Below are 19,627 nucleotides of genomic sequence, written 5' to 3'. Positions count from 1 at the left end.
AACTCCGCTACCGGAGGGAGAGTGACGACCTCGGGGAACTGCGGGAAGCGAACCAGGCTGCAAAGCTTCGGGGCTTCAGTCATGTGGCCTCCGCCGCGTCATCAGGTTGGCAACCACTGACTTCGGCGCGGCGGCGGCAAGACCTGCGGCGGCGGGCCTACAGCCGCACGATGTTGGGGCCGGCGTGGTCGCGCAGGGCGTTGCGGGTGTCGAAGATGAGGCGGCAGCGCCGCGCCAGCTCGGCGTAGGGCAGGCAGGTGTGATCGGTGACGATGATCGCGCAGTCGGCGGCCTCCATCTCTTCGGCGGTCAGGTCCACCGAGCGCAGCGGTCGGGCCACCTGGTTGAGCTCGGGGATGAGCGGGTCGTGGTAGCGCACCTGGGCGCCCTTGTCCTGAAGCCGGGAGATGATGTGGATGGCGGGCGACTCGCGGGGGTCGGCGACATCGCGCTTGTACGCCGCCCCCAGCACCAGAATGCGCGCCCCCCGCAGCGCCCGGCCGTGCTGGTTGAGGGCGTCGGCTACCCGCAGCACAACGTAATCCGGCATCTGCTCGTTGATGGTCTCGGCGAGCTCGATGAAGCGCGCGTGCCGCCCCAGCTCGCGCACGCGATAGGACAGGTAGCAGGGGTCAATGGGGATGCAGTGCCCGCCGACTCCCGGCCCCGGGTAGAAGGGCATGAAGCCAAAGGGCTTGGTCGCCGCCGCCGCGATGACCTCCCACACGTCAATGCCGAGGTCGGCGCAGATGATCGCCATTTCGTTGGCGAGGGCGATGTTGACGTGGCGGAAAGTATTCTCCAGCAGCTTCGCCATCTCCGCCACCTGCAGCGAGGAGACGGTGACGACGGGCGCGGACAACTGGCGGTAGAGCAGCGCCGCCAGGCCGGCGCAACGCGGCGTGTAGCCGCCGACGATGCGGGGGGTGTTGGCGATGTTGAAGCGCTGGTTATTGGGATCCACCCGCTCGGGGGCGAAGGCGAGAGCGAAATCGTCGCCCGCGCGCCGGCCCGAGGCCTCCAGCAGAGGGCGCAAGACGTCGCGTGTAGTGCCGGGGTAGGTGGTGCTTTCGAGGATGACCATGCGCCCGGGCGCCAGATGCGGGGCGATGTCCTGGCCCGCGCGGATGACGTGGCTGAGATCCGGCTGTCGAGCCTTGGTGAACGGCGTCGGCACGCAGATGACGAAGACGTCGGCGTCGCGCAGGAGGGCGGCGTCGGCGCCGGCGCGCAGGCGCTTGTCGGCGATGGCCCGCGCCAGGCGGGCGCTGGGGACATCGCCGATGGGGCTGTCGCCTTTGCGGACCTGTGCCGCGCGCTGGGGGTTGAGGTCATAGCCAAGGGTCCGAAATCCCGCTTCCGCCAGCTCCACGCACAGGGGCAGCCCTACATAGCCCAGGCCGATGACCGCCACCCGCGCCTCGCGGTTTAGCAAGGCCTGTGCCAGGCGATCGGTCGCCGTTGGGGCGCCGATGACTGCGGTCTGATCCGATTTCAAGCCCACGTTGAGGCCCTCCGACAGACGAGAGAAGCGATGCCGACTGACCGCGGAGCCGCCAGCCGATTACTATCGCAGCAATATCTGTGCCAGCGAGAAACGGCTGTTCCACTGCTCAACCGTTCACATGGGTGGAAGTGCCTCCCACCCCGCGGTTTGAGGCTTGCCCGCCTGCGGAGGGCTTGCCCGCCGGAGGCGCGCGAAGCTTCGCTGGAGGCCTGTCAGGCCCGGGGTGTGGCTCCGCGCACGGCTGGCATGGCGGCACATGTGCTGCGCGGCATACAAGCCGCCCCTCCCATCCCCTTGCGCTCCTTGGGCAAACCCTGTCATAGTGACATCATTCATAATCCGCGATAGGCGGTCGAACGCATTGAGAGGGGTGTTCATGGACGACGCGAGATCACGGCGAGGCAAGTCCAAACTCCTGACTCAGGGCGAGATCACAAAGGCCTTCGAGCAGCACTGGGGCCGTGACGACGGGGGCGGCGACGGGGCGAGCCCTGCGCGGGACGGTACGGCCGCCATTGACCAGACCAAAGCGTGCTGCTCCCGCAAGCGCAAGCGGGCGGCCTCCGGCGGTGGCTAGCTGAGCCCGCATGTCGCGCGCAACGCGCAGGGGCTCAGGGAGACTCGGTGGGCAGTCCGCGCACGTCGCCGGTGAGCGCGCCGTCGCCGCTGATGCGGACGCCGAATGACCGCGCCTGCAAGTCCCGCAGCACCGCTTCGCGCTCCCTAGGATCGGTGATGACGCGAGGCCGGTGGTGCACGATGCGGCAAGGGACGACGGTTGCCGCCTGTAGGGCGCCATCCCGGAAGGTGGTTTGCAGGAGCGCCGTGATCTTGCCGTGGTCGGTGAAGACGAAGTTCCCCAGGCTGTAAGCCACCAGCTTTCCGCGGTAGTACTCGAAGCCCTGCAGAACGTGGGGATGCGCGCCGATGACGAGGTCGGCGCCGTCATCAATGCACTGCCGTGCCAGCGCCCGCTGGGTGGCCTGAGGAAGCGGAGCGTGCTCCCGGCCCCAGTGGAGGTACGCCACCACGACATCGGCCGCGGGGCGGGCGGCGCGGATTTCACGCAGCAGGCGCGAGGGGTCGTACGCGGCGGCGATGCCCGGGCGGTCCTCGCCGGCGCCCCATTCCGCGGTGGGCAGCACGCGGCTCGCGGCAATCAGCGCAACGGTCTGGCGGCCGGCGCACAGGAACGCGGGCCGGCTCGCATGATCCATATCCGGCCCGGCGCCGGCAGCCTGGATCCCCACGCGGCGCAGGTGATCAAGCGTTTCGAGCAGCGCGGCGCGGCCGTAGTCCAAGGCGTGGTTGTTGGCCAGCGAGACGGCGTCAACGCCGCCGCGGCGCAGACCGGGCAGCAGCGCCGGGCTCGCGCGGAAGGTGAATTGCTTGGCCGCCGGCGTGCCGCATGTCGCCACCGCGCACTCCAGGTTGCCGATCGTCAGGTCGTCGCCGCGAAGCAGCGGCTCCACGCTGGCGAACAGCCGCTCGGCGCCGTTGTCCGCCGCCGCGCCGGCGACCCCCGACGCGAGCAAGATATCGCCCACGAAGGTGATGGTCGCGGGCGCGTAGAGGCCGAGATCCCCCGCAACCGGCTGGGGCCAGGGAACCCCAGGGGCGAACGGCGCAAGCGTTGGCGCCTGCCGACACATCAAGAGCAGAGCGACCGCCGCCACCGGGAGCATCGCACCGCCTGTCAACCTCGGCATCGCGGCACCCTCGTGCTGCGCGGAGTGCGCATCCCAGGTAGCATAGTCGGCCCTCGCTCATCAGTCAACCGGGCAACCGAGCGAAGGTCGGATGTGGCTGCGGAGATGGGGATCGCTCGCCAAGTCGCAAGGTCGCGCCGGTGGGCGACGGGGCCACATGCCAGGCCGCCGCACTCCTCGTCGCCGTGCGGCCGCAGCCTCTTCACTCGCGGCGCATGGGTGTGCTGCAGGACTGCAAGCGCCACGCGCAGAAGCACAGAGGGATACCCCAATGCTGGTCAGGGAGCATGCGGTCGCGGCGCGCGGTCGCTCCTATGCGCTCATGCCGGTTGATTTCCGCTATCATCTTGCGAGCCTGCTGGCGGTCTTCTGCGCCTTGCTGATCGGCATTCTTCTGGGCATCGCCCTGGTCGGCGATCCGTCGCTCGAGAGCCAGCTCAAGGCCTTCCGGGAGTTGCGCGCCCAAAACCGCCGCACCATAACGAAGCTGGCCGAAACTGACCTCCACCGCCGCGCTTTCGGCAAGCAGGTGCTGCCGTTTCTGATAGACTCGCGTCTGCAAGGAACGCGGGTCGCGGTCATCCACAACCGCGACTTCGGCGACACCCCGTGGGTGGAGGCGGTCACCACCACCGTGCGCCAGGCCGGGGCCCAGGTCACCTCCGTCACCGAGATCTTGCCCGGTTTCCTGGAACTCAAGCGCGAGGACGCGGCGCCGGTTTTCGACGACTTCGGGTTCCTGATGCCGATTGAGGGGGATGTGCGCGGAATCCTCGTGGGCAAGCTGGCGCTGCGCATCGCCGAGGGGTCGCCCGAGCTGCCCTACCGGCTGCGGCAACTGGGGGTGATCGGCGTGGACGGGGACTACGGGAGCCGCGCCGATGCGGTGCTGCTTGTCGGCGGCACTGACAGCGACTTGAGTTCGGTCAACGCCGTGGATGTGCCCATCATCCGCACTCTGCACGAGGCGGGCAAGCGCGTCATCGCGTGCGAGGCGAGCGCGGACCGGTTGTCGTGCATGCACTCCTACCAGCGGTTCGCGATCTCCACGGTTGACAACGCCGACACCGCCGCCGGACAGTTGGCCCTGGTGCTGGTGCTGGCGGGCGCCGAAGGGGATTTCGGGGTCAAGAAGAGCACCGCCGACCATCTCTTGCCTCCGATTGCCCCTGCCGGGAGGTAGGCGTCCGTGCTTGCCGGCCCAACGGCGCGGCCGCGGGTGTCGGTCATCATCCCCGCCTACAATGAGCAGGGGCGCGTGGGCGCCACCGCGGCTGCCGCGCGCGCCATTGCCGGGGTCGCCGAGGTGGTGGTGGTGGACGACGGCTCAACCGATGCCACTGCCGAGGAGGCGGCGCGGGCGGGCGCGAAGCTCGTTCGCGCGCGGCATCGGGGCAAGGGCGATGCGCTGCGCCGGGGGATCGCGGCGGCGGCCGGCGAGCTGGTGCTGCTGCTCGACGCGGACCTGGGGGAAAGCGCGGGCGCGGCTGAACCCCTGGTCGCGGCCGTAGGCGAGGACCGCGCCGACCTCGCGATCGCCGTGCTGCCCGCGCCGCGCAGGCGCCCCGGGCTTGGCATCGCCCTCGGCGCCGCGCGCGTCGGCCTGTGGCTCCTGACGGGGCGCTGGTTCGCGGCTCCCCTCTCGGGCCAGCGCTGCATGGCGGCGAAGCTGGCGCGCGCACTGCCCTGGGCGCGTGGTTTCGCGGCCGAGGTCGCCGCCACCGCCGATGCCGCGGCTCTGGGTGCGCGCATTGCCGAGGTGCCGGTCAACCTCGCCCACGCCCCGACTGGACGCAACCTCGCCGGCTTCCTCCACCGCGGCCGGCAGTTCGCCGCCGTCGCCGCGGCACTCGGGCCGCGCGCGTTCTATCCCATCGGCCCCGATGCGTGCCCCGCTCCAGCACGAAGGCTGATCCTCGCGGCGGGCGCGTGGGCGGCGTTGATCGGCATCATACGTTATCTGCCGTGGTGGCGGCTGGTAGCGGATCCCTTCATCTGGACCGCGTACGCGGCAGCCTGGAGCGCGTGGCTGGCGGTGGCTGTGGTGGTCATCTCGCTGGCGCTCAACCAGGGGAAGGGTCTGGCTCGTCCCAACTACGCGGGGCGGGAGATCCCCGCGGCGGGCGGGGTCGGGTTCGCGCTCGGCCCGCTGGCGACGTGGGCACTGGCAGTGCGCTCGGGCGAGCGCGCCGAATTGTTGGCGTGGGTCGCCTTGGCGGTGACGGCAATGACCACGGTGGGCTTGGCGGACGACCTCTACGGGTCGCGTGCAGTATCGGGCTTGCGGGGGCACTTGCGCAGCCTGGCCCGTGGCCGCATAACCACCGGGGCGGTCAAGGCGATCGCGGGCCTGATCATGGGCCTGGTGATAGGTTGGTTCATAGCCCGCCCCAGCCTCCCCGCGGCCATTCTCAACGGCGCCGTAATCGCCCTGTGCGCCAACCTGGTGAATCTTCTCGACCTGCGCCCGGGGCGGGCGCTGAAGGGGTTCCTGCTGTTGGCGCTGGTTGCGGTTGCCGCCGACGGGCTTGCGCTTTACCTGGTGGCCCCCATTGGCATCATCGCCCTGGCCTTCGCGCCCCTCGACCTCGGCGGCCGGGCGATGATGGGTGATGCGGGCGCCAACGCCCTCGGCATCGCGGCGGGCATTGCCCTCGCGGCTGTGCTGCCGCTGTGGGGCAGGTTGGCATGCGTCGCAATGCTGGCGGGCATCCACCTCTACAGCGAGCGCCACTCCCTCAGCGACCTGATCGCTCGCGTCCCGGCCCTGCGCTGGCTCGACCGGCTGGGGCGTCCTGGGGATGAACCATGACCGGCGCGAGAGGTTAGCCCGGCGCGGCGGCAGAATACGAGTGCAACCCACAGCGTGGCTTGACCACAAACGGGAGGTTCCATGCGCAAGGAATCGCTGGAGTTCCTAAAGGCGCTGGTCGAAGCGCCCAGCCCCGCCGGTTTCGAGCAGCCGGCGCAGGCGTTGGCGCGCGAGTGGATGGGCAAGTATGCCGCGCAGGTGCGCACCGATGTCATGGGCAACGTCATCGGCGCCCTCAACCCCGGGGGCAGCCCGCGCGTCATGCTCGCGGGCCACGTGGATGAGATCGGCTTCATGGTGCGCTACATCGGCGACGAGGGGTTCTTGCACTTCGCGCCCATCGGCGGGGTGGACCCGCAGCTCGCCCCCGGCCACCGGGTGATCGTCCATTCGCGCCGCGGCCCGGTGCGCGGGGTGATCGGCAAGAAGGCGATCCACATGATGGACCAGGAGGAACGCAAGAAGATCTTGCAGTTCCACCAGCAGTGGATTGACATCGGCGCTCATGGCCGCAAGGCTGCCGAGAAGCGCGTCGCCGTCGGCGATCCGGTAACGGTCGAGGTGGGATTCCAGCATCTCGACCAGGACATCGTCGCCGGCCGCTCCTTCGACAACAAGTGCGGCGCGTTCGTGGTCTGCGAGGCGCTGCGTCTGCTGTCGCGGCGCAAGTTCAACGCGGCCGTTTACGCGGTGACGACGGTGCAGGAGGAGCTGGGGCGGCGCGGCGCCGTCACCAGCGCCTTCGGCATCGAGCCGCAGGTGGGGATAGCGGTGGACGTGGACCACGCCACCGACTTCCCCGAGGCGGAGAAAAAGAAGATCGGCGACCGCAGGCTGTGCGCGGGGCCGGTGCTGCACCGCGGCGCGCATCTCAACCCGGTGCTCACCGACTTGCTGTTCAAGGTTGCCGACGAGAGTAAGCTCCCCTACCAACTGTGCGGCAACCCCAGCGACACCGGCACCGACGCTACGGTCATGCAGCTCTCCCGCGCCGGCGTCGCCACCACCTTGCTCAGCGTGCCCCTGCGCTACATGCACACGCCGGTTGAGGTCATCTCGCTGTCCGACGTCGAGAACGCGGCCAAGCTGCTGGCGGCGGTGGTGGCCGCCCTCCAGCCGGGGATGAGCTTTATCCCGCGCTGATTCGGCTCCGCGGACCCGCCGGTCGCGTCGCCCGCACGGTGTATAATGGGTAAGCGCCCCGACCGGTCGGGGTGGGAATGGGATGGTAGGGGCACGGCATGTTTACCCGCCTCGGGAGGGCTGTGCCTGTGCATTTGGGTCGCGATGTCCTCAAGGGAATGCGAGAGCACTGCCAACCAGAATACCCTGGCGGCGCCGGTTCTGATCGCGGCGGTGGCCGCAGGCAGTCCCGCCGCCGGTGGCGGCATCGAGGCCGGCGATCGCCTGGCGGCCATCGGCGGCGCGCCGGTGCGCGACTACGTGGACTACAAGTTTCTGTCCGCTGACGAGCGGGTTGCGGTCGAGGTCATCAAGCCCGACGGGGCGCGGCGGGTGGTCGTCATCGAGAAGCACCCGGATGAGGACCTGGGGCTCGACTTCCTGACCGATCTCTTCGACGGCATGCGCCGCTGCCGCAATCGCTGCGTGTTCTGCTTCTACGATCAGCTACCACGGGGCTTGCGGCCGACGCTCTACCTGCGCGATGACGATTTCCGCCTATCATTCCTGCACGGGAACTTCGTCACCCTCACCAACCTTGGCGAGGAGGATTTCGCGCGCATCCGCGAGCAGCGGCTGAGCCCGCTCTACATCTCGGTGCATGCGACCGACCCCGACCTGCGGCGCCGCCTGCTGGGCAACCCGTGCGCGCCGGAGGTGTTGGCGCAGATGCGCCGCCTGGTGCAGGCCGGCATCGAGCTGCATGCGCAGGTAGTGCTGTGCCCGGGCCTCAACGACGGCGCCGCCCTGGAGCGCACCATCGCCGACCTAGCCGCCCTTCATCCCGCGCTGGGCTCTATCGCCCTGGTGCCCGTCGGCCTGACTATGCGCCGCGAAGGGCTGTTCGAGTTGCGCCCGGTGATGAGCGCGGACGCGCGGCAGATCCTCCATCGCGTGCGCGCCTGGCAAGCTGAGTTTCTCCCCCTCCTCGGCTCGCGCCTAGTGTTCGCCGCCGACGAGATCTATGCGCTCGCGGGCGATGAATTCCCTCCCGCCGAGGACTATCAGGGGTTCCCCCAGCGCGACAACGGCGTCGGGCTCGCGCGGCTATTCCTGGACGAGTTGGAAGGCACGGACTTTCGACCGGCGGCCGGACTGTCGGTGACCCTGGTGACGGGCGGGTCCGCGCGCGCCCTGGTCGAGAGCATGGCGGCGCGGATGAGCGCTCACGGGGCGTACGCGCAGGTCGTCGCCGTGACCAACCGCCTGTTCGGCGAGACCATCACCGTCGCCGGTCTGCTCGCGGGGGCGGAGGTGGCGGACGCGCTGGCGGGGCGAGAGCTCGGCGACGTAATCGTCCTGCCGTCGAGCGCTCTGCGCGAGGACGAGTTCCTGGACAGCTTCACGTTAGAGGAGTTGTCGCGGCGGCTGGGAAAGAAGGTCATCCATGCCGCGGGGCCGCGGGGGCTGGCGCGCAAGCTGGCCCGCCAGCCGCGGACGACGTCCGGAGCTTGCCCGAAGCGTGCCGCACCGTGAGCGAGGACCGAGCTACTACCGCCAAGCCGCTGGTGGCCATCGTCGGCCACCCCAACGTCGGCAAGTCCACCCTGTTCAATCGCCTGGCCGGGCGCCGCATCGCCATCGTCGAGGAGACGCCGGGCATCACCCGCGACCGCATCTACGCCGACTGCGAGTGGCAGGGCCAGCACTTCACCGTGATTGACACCGGAGGGCTGCAAACCGGCGAGGGCAAGGCGGCTGGCGACGCGCCCTTGCTGCAGCAGGTGCGCGACCAGGCGCAGGTCGCGATCGAGGAGGCGCAGGTCATCCTGTTCGTGGTGGACGCCAAGGAGGGCCTGAGCGGGCTGGACTACGAAGTGGCGGAGATGCTGCGGCGCACCGGCAAGCCGGTGCTGCTGGTGGCGAACAAGGTCGAGAGCCGCGCGCGCATGGAAAACGCGCAGGAGTTCTATGGCCTCGCGCTGGGCGAGCCGATCGCGGTGTCCGCCATCCACGGCATGGACGTGGATGTGCTGCTTGATCGCCTGGGGGAGCTGCTGCCGACGCCGCCGGAGAGCGCCGCGGACGAGGAGGCGATCCACCTCGCGGTGGTGGGGCGGCCGAACGTGGGCAAGTCGTCGCTGGTCAACGCGGTGGTGGGGCACGAGCGGGCGATCGTGTCGCAGGAGCCGGGCACGACCCGCGATTCGCTCGACACGCGCTGCGCGTGGGACGGCCACGACCTGGTGCTGATTGACACCGCGGGCATCCGCCGCAAGAGCAAAGTGCGGCTGAGCTTCGAGTACTACGCGGTGCTGCGGGCGTTTGCGGCGGTGGATCGCTGCGATGTCGCGCTCTTGCTGGTGGACGCGCAGGAGGGGGTGACCGACCAGGACCAACGCATCGGCGGCCACGCGCACGAGCAGGGACGGGCGCAGGTGGTGGTGGTCAACAAGTGGGACCTGGTGCAGCGGGCCGCGGCGGCACAGCAGGAAAAGGAGCAGCTCGCCCCCGCCGAGAACCGCACGCTGATGAAGGACTTCGCGCGCCAGGCGCGATCCCAGCTCGCGTTCATGCAGTACGCGCCGATCGTCTTCATCTCGGCCACGGAGCGCTGGGGGCTGGATGACCTTATGCGCACGGGGGTGGCGGCAGCGCAACAGCATGCCATGCGCGTCTCGACCCCGGAGCTCAGCCGCCTGGTGCGGGAGGCGGCGCAGGCGCGGCCGCTGGCGATCAAGGGTAAGCCGCTGCGCATCTACTACGCCACCCAGCCGCGGGTGCGCCCACCGACCTTCGTGCTGTTCGTCAACCATCCTGAGCTGGTGCATTTTTCATACCTGCGGTATCTTGAGAACCGCATCCGCCACCGCTTCGGGCTGGAGGGGACGCCGGTGCGGATGATAGTACGTGAATCCGCGGGCGCGGACGAGTCCCGCCGCGGGCGTCGGGGGAAATGACGTGAGCGCCGCGCTGCCTCCAGTCCTGCTGATGGTCGGCTCCTACGTCTTGGGCTCGCTGCCCTTCGGCCTGTGGGTGGCGAAGGCGTGGAGCGGCGTGGACATCCGCGAGGTGGGGTCGGGCAATATCGGCACCACCAACGTGTTACGGGTCGCCGGCAAGCGAGCCGCGCTGGTGGTGTTCGTGCTCGACGCCGGCAAGGGCGCGGTGGCGGTGCTGGCGGCAAAGGCGCTCGCCGCCCATGGGGGGTACGCGGGCGGCGCCGCCACCGCGCTGACCCTTGGCGCGGGGGCGATGGCCCTGCTGGGGCACACGTGCTCCATCTTCCTGGGTTTCCGCGGCGGGCGCGGCGTGGCAACGGGATTCGGCGTCGTCGCCGCGATGTCATGGCCGGTGGGGCTGAGCGGGCTCGCGGTTTTCGTCGGGCTGGCGGCCATCACGCGGATCGTCTCGGTCGCCTCGATTGTGAGCGCCGCCTCCATGCCGATCTTCATGCTCGCCTATCGTCAACCACGACCCTACACGGTTTTCGCGGCGCTGGCGGCGGTGCTGGTGATCGCCCTGCACGCGCCCAACCTGCGCCGCTTGCTGCGGGGCGAGGAATCGAAGATCGGCTCCTCCAGGAGCGATTCGCCCCCGGGGAAGGGGCACGAGCATGAGTGATTCGCGTCCGCCGGCGGCCATCGTCGGCGCCGGCAGCTGGGGCACGGCGCTGGCGGCGCTGCTGGGGCGCGCGGGGCAGGCCGTGCGCCTGTGGGCGCGCCGCAAGCAGATGGCGGAGTCGCTGCGCCTGCGCCGCGAGAACCAGCAGTACCTGCCGGGCGTGACCCTGGCGGAGAGCGTGGAGCCCCTCGACGACCTGGGGGCGGCGGTCGCGGGTGCGGAGATGGTGACGCTGGCGGTGCCGTCGCAGGGAATGCGTGAAACGGTGCGCGCCTTGCGCCCGCACCTGGCCCCGCAGCACTTCCTGATCAGCACCGCCAAGGGCCTGGAGCACGACACGGGCTTGCGGATGACGCAGGTCATCACCCACGAGCTGCCGGCGCCGTGGGGCGCGTGTCCCGCCTGCCTGTCGGGGCCCAATCTCGCCGCCGAGGTGGCGGCCGGCATCGCCACCACCAGCGTCATCGCCTGCGCCGATCGCGAGCGGGCGCGACGCGCGCAGCAGTTGTTCATGCAGCCGACGTTTCGCGTTTACACCAACTCCGACGTGGTCGGGGTGGAGCTCGGTGGCGCGCTCAAGAACGTCATCGCCATCGGCGCCGGGATCAACGACGGCCTCGGCTTCGGCGAAAACACGAAGGCGGCGCTGGTCACGCGCGGGCTGGCGGAGATCACCCGTTTAGGCGTGGCGCTGGGCGCCGCCGCTGCGACCTTCATCGGCCTCAGCGGCATCGGCGACCTGGTGGCGACGTGCGCCAGCCGCCGCAGCCGCAATCACTATGTCGGCTACCACCTGGCGCGCGGCCGGGCGCTTGCCGACATCCTGGCGGGCATGGACAACATGATCGCGGAGGGCGTGCAGACCACGCGCGCGGCGGTGCGACTGGCGGAGCAGGCGGGAGTGGACATGCCCATCACGCGCGCCGTGCACGCGGTGCTGTTCGAGGATATGCAGCCCGCACAGGCGGTGCGACGGCTCATGCTGCGCGACGCCCGCGACGAGTGCGAGTGAGGGATATCGAACCGCCGATGGACGCCGATGGGGTCGGAGCGCGCCCCGATCAAGTCGGGGCGCGATAAGATGCACGAGAGAACCCTTGATGAGATCGTCCCCGCAGGCGCCCCGCAGGGCGCGGGCATATTCACCCGCTTGAATGATAACCGCTATATGTTCTGCTTGAACGATGCGTCGTTGGCTGGCTCTGGCGGCGGCAGATTGGAGTTGGGCCGGATCGGCGGGCGGCGTGAGCACGCGGAAACCTGGGGGCAATGCATCCAAAGGGAACTCATGGAGGAGGTTGGCTGCCGGGCGACGGTGGAATCCGCGGCGCAGTGCTTCTACGCTGATCTCGACGGGCACCCGTCCGAAATCGCGGTCAGCACCCTCCCCCGCCCCCTCCTCATCAGCCGGCAGCCGGTCTCCCGCGACGTGATCCCTGAAGGCGTCTACTATAACGTCGTCTTCTGGGCGCGCTTGCAGGGAGAGCCGAGGCCGCTGAGCGAGATTCACGGGCTGGTGCTGCTCGAAGAGGCGCTGTTGCGCTTAATCATGTCCGCGGCCTTCACCGTCCGAAGGCTGCAGGCTGCCGGAGTCGAGATCATCCCCGCACGGGAACTTGACCCCGATGCCAAGGTAGGCCTCGGACGTGCGCCAAGCGTACTTGTCGAGTTGCTCAACCGGGGCCAGGCCGGCTAGGCGCAGCCAAATGTGGCACGGGCGCCATCGCCTGTGATGCGGCGCCGGGCGCGGCGGCTAGGACCAGCCGGTGACGAGCACTCTCCACAGCAGCCGCGCGATGGCCTCGAACACGGTGCCGCCTTCCCCCAGCGGTCGGATGAAGACCTCCGTCTGGCGGAAGTATGGCCGCAGCAGCCACGCCATCTGTAGGCCCACCAGGCCGTACACTGCCGTCCACCCGCGCATCACCGCGAGGCACCGTTTGCGGGTGGGTTCATCTTCGTGCATCGCGGCCGTGGCCTCCATGGCGAAGCGCGCCCCGCACCAGCCGGCAATGGCGAATGCGACGACATTAGTGAACACCGTGAAGTAGTAGTCGCGCTCGCCCGAGAACATGATGAAGGCGACCACCGGCAGCAGGGCGAGCAGCACGGTCACGGTCGCCAGCAGCCCGGTGAGCACGACTGCGATCGTCTGCGCCCACGACATGCGCGCTCCGGCGAACGCGTTGAGGACGTACAATGAGGCCGCCGACAGCGCCAGCGTCGCCAGCAGCACCCACGGCAGCTTCACCAGGTCGTACCCCACCTGCCACCCGCCGGCGTAGATGCCGATGACCACGCCGTACGCGCCGGCGAATAGCACCACGTACGCAGTCATGCGCAGAGCCAAGGCGCGGGCGGCGGCGCCGGTGCGGAGAGCTGCGAATAGCTCCTCGCGGTGGTGAAATAGGCTCCCCACGACTCCGCCGAGGGGCAACAAGGCTCGAGCTTGCGCCGGCGCGCCGGTGCCTGCCATGCCTACCAACCCCGGCCCGAGAGCCACTCGATGAGCGTTCGCAACACGGCGACGAAGAAGTTCCCGCCGCGCGGCCGGATGAAGACATCGGTGGCGGTGAAGTAAGGCCGCAGCAGCCATGACATCTGGGCGCCGACGACGGCGTAGAGCACCACCCACCAGTTCACCAGCCGTCGCACCTTCGGGAACTCCGCCCGCTGGGCGTGAAGCTGTCTCATCGCGCGCACCAGGAAGCCCACACCGAAGGCTCCGGCCGCCGCGAAGACGACCACGTTGAGGAGCACCCAGAAGTGGTGGCTGTCGGGGGCCGTGAACATGAAGAACCATATCACCGGAGCGAAGGCGAGCAGGGTGATGGATACCACGGCCGTGGCGCTGAATGTCACCACGCTGACTTGGGCCAGGCTCAGCCCGCTGCCCAGATAGGCGCTGAAGACATAGAGCGTGGGCAGACACAGCAGGAGGGTGAAAACGAGCACCCACGGCAGCTTGATCGGGTCGTAGAGGGTCTGCCACCCGCCTACCGACACGCCGACGACGAAGCCATAGAACACAGAGCACACCACCGTCACCAGTAGCGCGTCCGCCGCATAGCGTCCCAGATGCCGCTCGTCGGCGATGTCCTGAATCACATGCGCGCGATACTTGAGCAGCCACTCGATGAGGCTCAGGCGGCCGGCGAGGCCGGCCCTGCGCGGCGCGGGCGGAGCTTGCGGGACATTGACGGGGCTTCCCTCCGGCGGCTTACCGGCGGTGACCGGCTGGCCGCACTGGGGGCAGAAACCGGCCTGCTCGGGGACATCGGCTCCACAGCGTACGCATGTCATGGCGGTACCCTCCTCAAGCTCGGTCTAGCATCACCCTGTCGCTGGCAGCGGCGAAGGGCGGCCCGGCTCTACGGCAACGCCGCCAGCACCTCCGCCGGCCAACGCTTGGTGAGGCGCATCCACCGCTGCAACTCCGTCGAGCCACTTTGAGGATCTGGCGGCAGGCCGGACACGCTGACCACGATGGCATCGTCACTGTAGTACATAGCGCCCTCAATATCACCCGCCTCGCTGATCGGCGAGACCTTGCGGCTGACGGTCAGGGTGGCCGGGCTGAGGTCGAGGGGCGCGTCTTGGTCGAGCTTTCGCGCCTCCCGGATCCATTGCACCAGATGTGCCTGCGCTTCGCCGCTCATCTCGGCGACGGGCACGCCCTCGCCCCAGCAGCGTTCCTTCTGCTGCGGCGTTAGCATGGAAAAGGCGCGGAACAGATGCCAGTCGTACCGCAGCGACATCGCGTTGGGGAAATATAGGCCCTTGTATTGGCTCGAGTACAGGCGCCACAGCCCCTCGCGCTCGCAATTTCGCACCAGCCACAGCTCATCGTCCAACCGCAGACACCCATGCTTCTTGATGCGCGCGGCGAGTTCCTTGAACAGCCAGGTCGGCGCCTCCTTGCCATCGGCTTCGAACCACAGCGGATTGCGCAGGCGCACCACGTCGCCCTCGCGCACCCACGCATAATCGAAGTCCACTGCCACCACGTCCAGGAACATCTCCAGCGGCGCCGGCGTCGGCCCGTCTCGCAGGTACCTGAATTGGAAGCGACAGTAGCTGTCGGCGACGACTTGCACCCCGTACTCCTCGTGCAGCGCGCGCTCGACCTGAGTCAACCCTGCGCCGCGCAGGTTGTCGCGGCGCGGCTTCATCTCGATCGTCGGCGGCGGAGCATGGGTGAACGCCTCGTTGGGCGTGTCGCGCGGGATGCGCCGCTGCCACTGGAACTTCAGGGTGTCGTCGCGCACGATGCCGAGTCTGTCCGCAGCCTCCGGCAGGCGGCGTCCCAGCCAGTCCTGCTGTGACCACTCGGGCACATTTCCAAAGCCGCCCGAAAAGATGTCGGAATTCGGCTGCCATATTGTCGTGCTGACGCCGGTCATGCCCCACTTGCCGTTGCGGTAGATCTTGTAGCCCGTCTGCCCCAGGCGATCGGAGCGCACATTGGCGGAGGGCTCATCGGTTTCCAAGCGGGACACGTGATCGCGCACCTGCGATTGCAGCTCGGCGGGCATCTGGTTGAACATGAGGATGGGCTTGCCGCCGTCGAAGAAGTCCTCGAATTGCTCCGGCGTCAGGTAGGCCAGCACCGTGTAGGGGTAGCTGTTGACCGCCAGATTGAGCGCCAGCTCGGGATCCTCACGGGCGATCTGCCTCAGTTGTCCATCGTCTGCGCCGAGGTTGGCAAGGGCGTCGCTGACCAGCTTGCGATAGCGGGCCTCTTGGGCGGCCCGGTAGCGCTCCATTGCCTTCGCGCACAGCAGCTCGCGGTCATCGGGCGACGCCAGGACGTACTCACCATCTCCGCGCTCCCACCGACCGCGGTACAGCTTCGCCACCTGCGCCAGCAAATCGCGCGCAGGCAGGTCATTGACGAAGACGTTGACCTTGTCGTTGTCCATCTGGCGCGCGGAGAGCCGGACGCCGGTGGCCGCTCCGATCCTGGCGAGCAGATCCGACACCGGCTCTTGCGTCAGGTCGAGGGTCAGAGGTTTAGCCAGGCGCTGATCGCCGAGCGCCGCTTCCCCCGCGTCGAACGTATCGGCGCGAACGGCATCTGGCACCGGCGCACAGACTATCCACCATGCGACTGCCACAACCAGGCCAATCGAGGTGCGACTGAGCATGATCGTCTCCTTCCGGGCGGATCATAAGCTCGAAGCCGGGAAACCGATGCGCGATGTGGAAAGCATGAAGGAGAAAAAGGGAAGAGGACACACGGCGATAGGGGAACGGCAAACCGCTCTTGCGCGTCGCGCTTCGTTTGCGTTCATGGCGATGCCCCTCGCCGCCTATTATACACCCTCAGGGCGGGCCTGTGCGCCGCCGCAGCGGGTCTATGCGCGGACGTCTTGGCGCAGCGCGCCGAAACGGCCCGCCGCTACCGATCCCACTCCGCGGGATAGGGGAACGTCGCCGCGTCCACGCCCGCCGCGATGACGCCCTTGCCCAGGCCCCGGCGCTCGGCGTCGAGCTGGGCGGCGAGGCGGTGGCGCGCTTCGACGAACATCGGCCGGCAGAACTCGCTGCTCCAGCATAGCTCGTCCAGCGGTTTCTCGCGCAGTCGCTGCAGGAACCCGGAGAACCCTCCGACCCCCTCCAGGTCTTTGCCGTAGATGTGCAGCGAATCCGACTTGTCGCAGTAGCGCCCCACTCGCACCTCGACCCCGCGGCGCTCTCCGATCTCCTGCGCCAGCAGGCGCTGCAGATCGGTGATGGCGAAGACGTTCATGAACCACGCCTTGTAGCCGTCGCGCGAGCGCCAGTCAGTGTTGAGGTTGAGCGTCCACGCGCCGTCCGGCGTCGGCAGCAGGCGCACGTGCAGGCGCTGCAAGCACGGCGGGTCTATGATGTGCGGGTCCACCGCCGGGATCCAGGTGACCACCTGGAAGCGCCGGCGGTACAGGTCGCGCGCCTCGCAGATCTGGTCGAGCATGGTCGCCACTTGATCTACCGGCTTGCCGTCGCCCGCGTCGTAGGCGCGGAGGCGCTCGTGGTACGTGTAGTTCCACTCCTCGCCGAAGCGGTTGACCCAATGATCGTGCACCCCCGCCACCACCTCCAGCCGGTAGATCTCCAGCTCCTCGAGGCCAGCGGGGATGGCCCGCTTGTGCAGGCGCGGCTCGGCGAAGGGCTCCTCGACGGTGACGATGACGGTGGCATCCTTGCTCTGGGGGTCGCCGGCGCGGTCGAAGGAGGTGGCGGTGTCAAGTCCGCCCTCGTAGAGGGCGAGCATGGCGTTCTGCCACGCCTCGGGCAAGGTGCGCCCGCTGACGGCGATAACGGGCTGGCTGCCGGGAATCATCTTAGGTCTTTCCCTTGTTAACCGCAGATTGCGCAGATGAGAAAACAAGAGACGGGCGAGAAGAGCAAGCAATCACAAGGAATTGGCTTCGCCCGCCATTTCCTTCCTCCCTTAATCTGTGTCATCTGTGAAATCTGTGGGTGGTTTCAGCGGTTCCCCCGTTGCGGACAGCGGCCGCCGCAGAGAAGTGACGCCGGAGATCAGCTCCCCCGCGCGCCGCACGGTGTCGGGGGTGAGGGTGAGCTGCGCGCACTCGATGCCGGCGTCGTCGAGCGCGCGCCGCCAGATCTCGTCGCGCTCGCGGTCGGGGGACTCGTACTCGTGCTCATAGACCACGCGGCGGATGCGCGCGCTAGCCATGAGCTTGGTGCACACGAAGCACGGGGCAAGGGTGGTATAGACCGTCGCGCCCTCGATGCTGACGCCGCGGCGGGCGGCCTGGGCGATGGCGTTGGCCTCGGCGTGGATAGCGCGGCAGATGTCGTACTTATCGTTCTCGCCCGCGCCCGCGCTGCGGCGAAAGCATACGCCTTTGTCCGTGCAATGGGCGACCCCCGGCATCGAGCCGTTGTAGCCCGTCGCCAGCACCTGGCGGTCGAGCACGATCACCGCCCCCGCCGGCCGCGACAGGCAGGTCGAGCGGATGGCCGCCAGCTTCGCCAGCAGCATGAAGTACTCGTCCCATTCGGGGCGCAAGCAAACCAGGCCGGGTGTGGTCGGAGCATCGGTCATGGGAGGAACTCGCGGGGCCATGATAGGCGGCGGCGCGGCGGGCTGTCAAGCGCCGCAGCCAATCGCCAGGAGCTTCGTTCTTGGCTGTCAGGGCAATCCGCCGCGTGGGCTGCGCCCGAACGCCTCTCCCCTCCAGGGAGAGGGCGCCCCGCGAGAGCGGGGCGGGTGAGGGTAAGTCGGGTGGAGCCGCACACCGCAGCCGTGTCACCCTCACCCAACCTCCCCCTTGAAGGGAGGGGGTGCCGAGCGAACCACGATAAGTCATTGCGGTTCGAGGAAGGCTCGCTAAAGACGGAGTTCTGGCCCAGTCGCCGCAACCAGTCTTGTTGCCGCCCTGTTCCCCCCCGGTGCGCGGCAGGTAAGTCCCCGCCGACTGGTGAACCCTTCCCGCGAAGGTGGGCTTTGGGGGTTCGCCTCAGAATGACATCTCCGCGATCATAGTCCCGATCCATGCGACAGCCATCTCACCAGCGGGCGGCAGTACTGCGCGCGGTCTGGCCCAAGCGCCTGCCGCGCCGCCTGTTCTACTTCTTTTGCGCAAAGGCGATTCGGCTGTGGCTGTTCGTCTTCTGCCATTGGCGGGTCAGCGGCCGCCGGCATTTCCCCCGGCGCGGAGGCGTCATCCTCGCCCCCAATCACACCAGCTACCTCGATCCCCCCGTCGCCGCCGTCGCCGTGGATCGCCAGGTCTTCTTCATGGCCAAGTCGGAGCTGTTCGAGGTGGCGCTGTTGGGGCCGCTCATCCACGCGCTGGGGGCGTTTCCGGTGCGGCGGGGAGTGGCGGATCGCGCGGCGCTGCGGCAGGCGGAGCAGATTCTTCGCGGCGGCGAGCCGGTCATGGTCTTCCCCGAGGGCACGCGCAGCCAGGATGGCCGCCTGACGCCGGCGGAGCTCGGCATCGCTATGCTGGCGCTGCGCACCGGCGCGCCGGTGGTGCCGATGGGCGTGGACGGCACCGATCGCGCGTTGGCGCGTCACTCCTTTATCATCCGCCCGGCGGGGATTCGCATCCGCATCGGCCCTGCGCTTACCTTCGACGACCTGCGCGGCGACGGCCCCCTGCGCCGCGAGACGGCGCAAGCGGCCGCCCGTCGCATCACCGCCGCCCTGGCCGACTTGCTGCCCCGCTGGCGAGCGGCAACGTGGCACCGCACCGCCAGAGGCGGCTAAACCCCGGCTGTGATACCGCCCTGGGCATAGACAAAACCTGGCCGCCGAAGCGTCAATGAAGACGGGAGGGCGTGACTGCATGGAGGCACTCTCCGACGCAGGCGACGCGGTGGCGCTGGACCGGCCCCGAGCAACCGGAGCGCGCGCCGACCTCGGCGGGCTCTACGATGGACACGCCGCCGCGGTATATCGGCTGCTGCTGGCCGTGCTGCGCTCACCGGAGGACGCGCAGGACGCCCTGGGCGAGGTTTTCCTCAAGGCGGCGCGCCGGGATTGGCGACGCATCCGCAACCCCCGCGCCTACCTGCTCGCAAGCGCCCGCAACCAGGCCATCTCGATGCTGCGCAGGCCCCATCGCGAGCAGCCCACCGACCCCTCCCACGCCTGCTTCTTCGATGCGAGTTGCCTTGACCAGGAGCAGGCGCTGCCGGTGGAGCGCGCCGAGGGCGCCCTGCGCGAGCTGCCACCGGACCAGCGCGAGGTCGTCGTTCTCAAGGTCTACGAGGGCCTCACCTTCGCCGAGATCGCCGCCATCACGCGCGCGCGACCGAATACCGTCGCCAGCCGTTATCGCTATGCCATCGAGAAGCTGCGCCGCGCGCTGGGGGGTGCTGAATGACACCAAC

The 19,627-nt window shown here is 68.8% G+C and carries 18 protein-coding genes; 11 read left to right on the top strand and 7 right to left on the bottom strand.

Annotation, left to right across the window (positions count from 1 at the left end; translation table 11 throughout):
• Positions 1-157 precede the first annotated feature (157 nt).
• Entirely contained in the window at positions 158-1,504 is a 1,347-nt protein-coding gene (locus tag VM221_07570; protein HUT74679.1) for a nucleotide sugar dehydrogenase, read from the bottom strand.
• 379 nt (positions 1,505-1,883) lie between these two features.
• On the opposite strand from VM221_07570, the gene VM221_07565 reads away from it, so the two are divergent.
• Positions 1,884-2,084, top strand: coding sequence for a hypothetical protein (locus VM221_07565; GenBank protein HUT74678.1), 201 nt, complete (start codon positions 1,884-1,886; stop codon positions 2,082-2,084).
• 34 nt (positions 2,085-2,118) lie between these two features.
• Here the strand turns inward: VM221_07565 and VM221_07560 are convergent, their stop codons facing one another.
• Complete coding sequence (locus VM221_07560) at positions 2,119-3,216, bottom strand: CapA family protein (GenBank protein HUT74677.1); 1,098 nt, start codon at positions 3,214-3,216, stop codon at positions 2,119-2,121.
• Positions 3,217-3,487: 271 nt separating this feature from the next.
• Here VM221_07560 and VM221_07555 point away from each other — a divergent pair, with 271 nt between their 5' ends.
• The 8 genes from VM221_07555 to VM221_07520 all read left to right on the top strand — a co-directional run bounded on the left by VM221_07555 (position 3,488) and on the right by VM221_07520 (position 12,470).
• Positions 3,488-4,399 carry a copper transporter gene (locus tag VM221_07555; GenBank protein ID HUT74676.1) on the top strand — a complete coding sequence of 304 codons (912 nt, stop codon included), beginning with the start codon at positions 3,488-3,490 and terminating at the stop codon, positions 4,397-4,399.
• A 6-nt stretch (positions 4,400-4,405) separates the two neighbouring features.
• A complete protein-coding gene (locus VM221_07550) occupies positions 4,406-6,028 on the top strand; it encodes a glycosyltransferase family 2 protein (GenBank protein HUT74675.1) in 1,623 nt (540 codons plus the stop codon).
• Positions 6,029-6,109: 81 nt separating this feature from the next.
• Positions 6,110-7,171 carry a M42 family metallopeptidase gene (locus VM221_07545; GenBank protein HUT74674.1) on the top strand — a complete coding sequence of 354 codons (1,062 nt, stop codon included), beginning with the start codon at positions 6,110-6,112 and terminating at the stop codon, positions 7,169-7,171.
• Between the two features lie 144 nt (positions 7,172-7,315).
• Entirely contained in the window at positions 7,316-8,686 is a 1,371-nt protein-coding gene (locus VM221_07540; GenBank protein HUT74673.1) for a DUF512 domain-containing protein, read from the top strand.
• Complete coding sequence (der, locus tag VM221_07535) at positions 8,683-10,110, top strand: ribosome biogenesis GTPase Der (GenBank protein HUT74672.1); 1,428 nt, start codon at positions 8,683-8,685, stop codon at positions 10,108-10,110. The genes VM221_07540 and der overlap by 4 nt, the downstream gene beginning before the upstream one ends.
• Before the next feature lies 1 nt (position 10,111).
• Positions 10,112-10,774, top strand: a complete 663-nt coding sequence (gene plsY / locus VM221_07530; GenBank protein HUT74671.1) for a glycerol-3-phosphate 1-O-acyltransferase PlsY — start codon at positions 10,112-10,114, stop codon at positions 10,772-10,774.
• Positions 10,767-11,786, top strand: a complete 1,020-nt coding sequence (locus VM221_07525) for an NAD(P)H-dependent glycerol-3-phosphate dehydrogenase (protein HUT74670.1) — start codon at positions 10,767-10,769, stop codon at positions 11,784-11,786. The genes plsY and VM221_07525 overlap by 8 nt, the downstream gene beginning before the upstream one ends.
• 27 nt (positions 11,787-11,813) lie before the next feature.
• Positions 11,814-12,470, top strand: coding sequence for an NUDIX domain-containing protein (locus VM221_07520; GenBank protein ID HUT74669.1), 657 nt, complete (start codon positions 11,814-11,816; stop codon positions 12,468-12,470).
• Positions 12,471-12,527: 57 nt separating this feature from the next.
• On the opposite strand, the gene VM221_07515 is transcribed toward VM221_07520, so the two are convergent.
• The 5 genes from VM221_07515 to VM221_07495 form a co-directional block, all read right to left on the bottom strand.
• Entirely contained in the window at positions 12,528-13,193 is a 666-nt protein-coding gene (locus VM221_07515; protein ID HUT74668.1) for a hypothetical protein, read from the bottom strand.
• Between the two features lie 59 nt (positions 13,194-13,252).
• The gene (locus tag VM221_07510) at positions 13,253-14,077 is read right to left on the bottom strand and encodes a zinc ribbon domain-containing protein (protein ID HUT74667.1); all 825 of its coding nucleotides are present in this window, start codon (positions 14,075-14,077) and stop codon (positions 13,253-13,255) included.
• Between the two features lie 68 nt (positions 14,078-14,145).
• Positions 14,146-15,921 (bottom strand): hypothetical protein, encoded by a 1,776-nt coding sequence (locus VM221_07505; protein ID HUT74666.1) that lies wholly within the window; start codon positions 15,919-15,921, stop codon positions 14,146-14,148.
• A gap of 254 nt (positions 15,922-16,175) precedes the next feature.
• Positions 16,176-17,099 carry a thymidylate synthase gene (locus tag VM221_07500; protein ID HUT74665.1) on the bottom strand — a complete coding sequence of 308 codons (924 nt, stop codon included), beginning with the start codon at positions 17,097-17,099 and terminating at the stop codon, positions 16,176-16,178.
• 111 nt (positions 17,100-17,210) lie between these two features.
• The gene (locus tag VM221_07495) at positions 17,211-17,831 is read right to left on the bottom strand and encodes a dCMP deaminase family protein (protein ID HUT74664.1); all 621 of its coding nucleotides are present in this window, start codon (positions 17,829-17,831) and stop codon (positions 17,211-17,213) included.
• A gap of 450 nt (positions 17,832-18,281) precedes the next feature.
• On the opposite strand from VM221_07495, the gene VM221_07490 reads away from it, so the two are divergent.
• Both VM221_07490 and VM221_07485 read left to right on the top strand, forming a co-directional pair.
• The gene (locus tag VM221_07490; GenBank protein HUT74663.1) at positions 18,282-19,001 is read left to right on the top strand and encodes a lysophospholipid acyltransferase family protein; all 720 of its coding nucleotides are present in this window, start codon (positions 18,282-18,284) and stop codon (positions 18,999-19,001) included.
• 79 nt (positions 19,002-19,080) lie between these two features.
• Positions 19,081-19,620, top strand: coding sequence for an RNA polymerase sigma factor (locus VM221_07485; protein HUT74662.1), 540 nt, complete (start codon positions 19,081-19,083; stop codon positions 19,618-19,620).
• The last annotated feature ends 7 nt before the right edge of the window (positions 19,621-19,627 follow it).

It is taken from the genome of Armatimonadota bacterium (assembly GCA_035527535.1).
Lineage (GTDB): Bacteria > Armatimonadota > Hebobacteria.
This window is presented reverse-complemented; position numbering and strand designations above follow the sequence as displayed.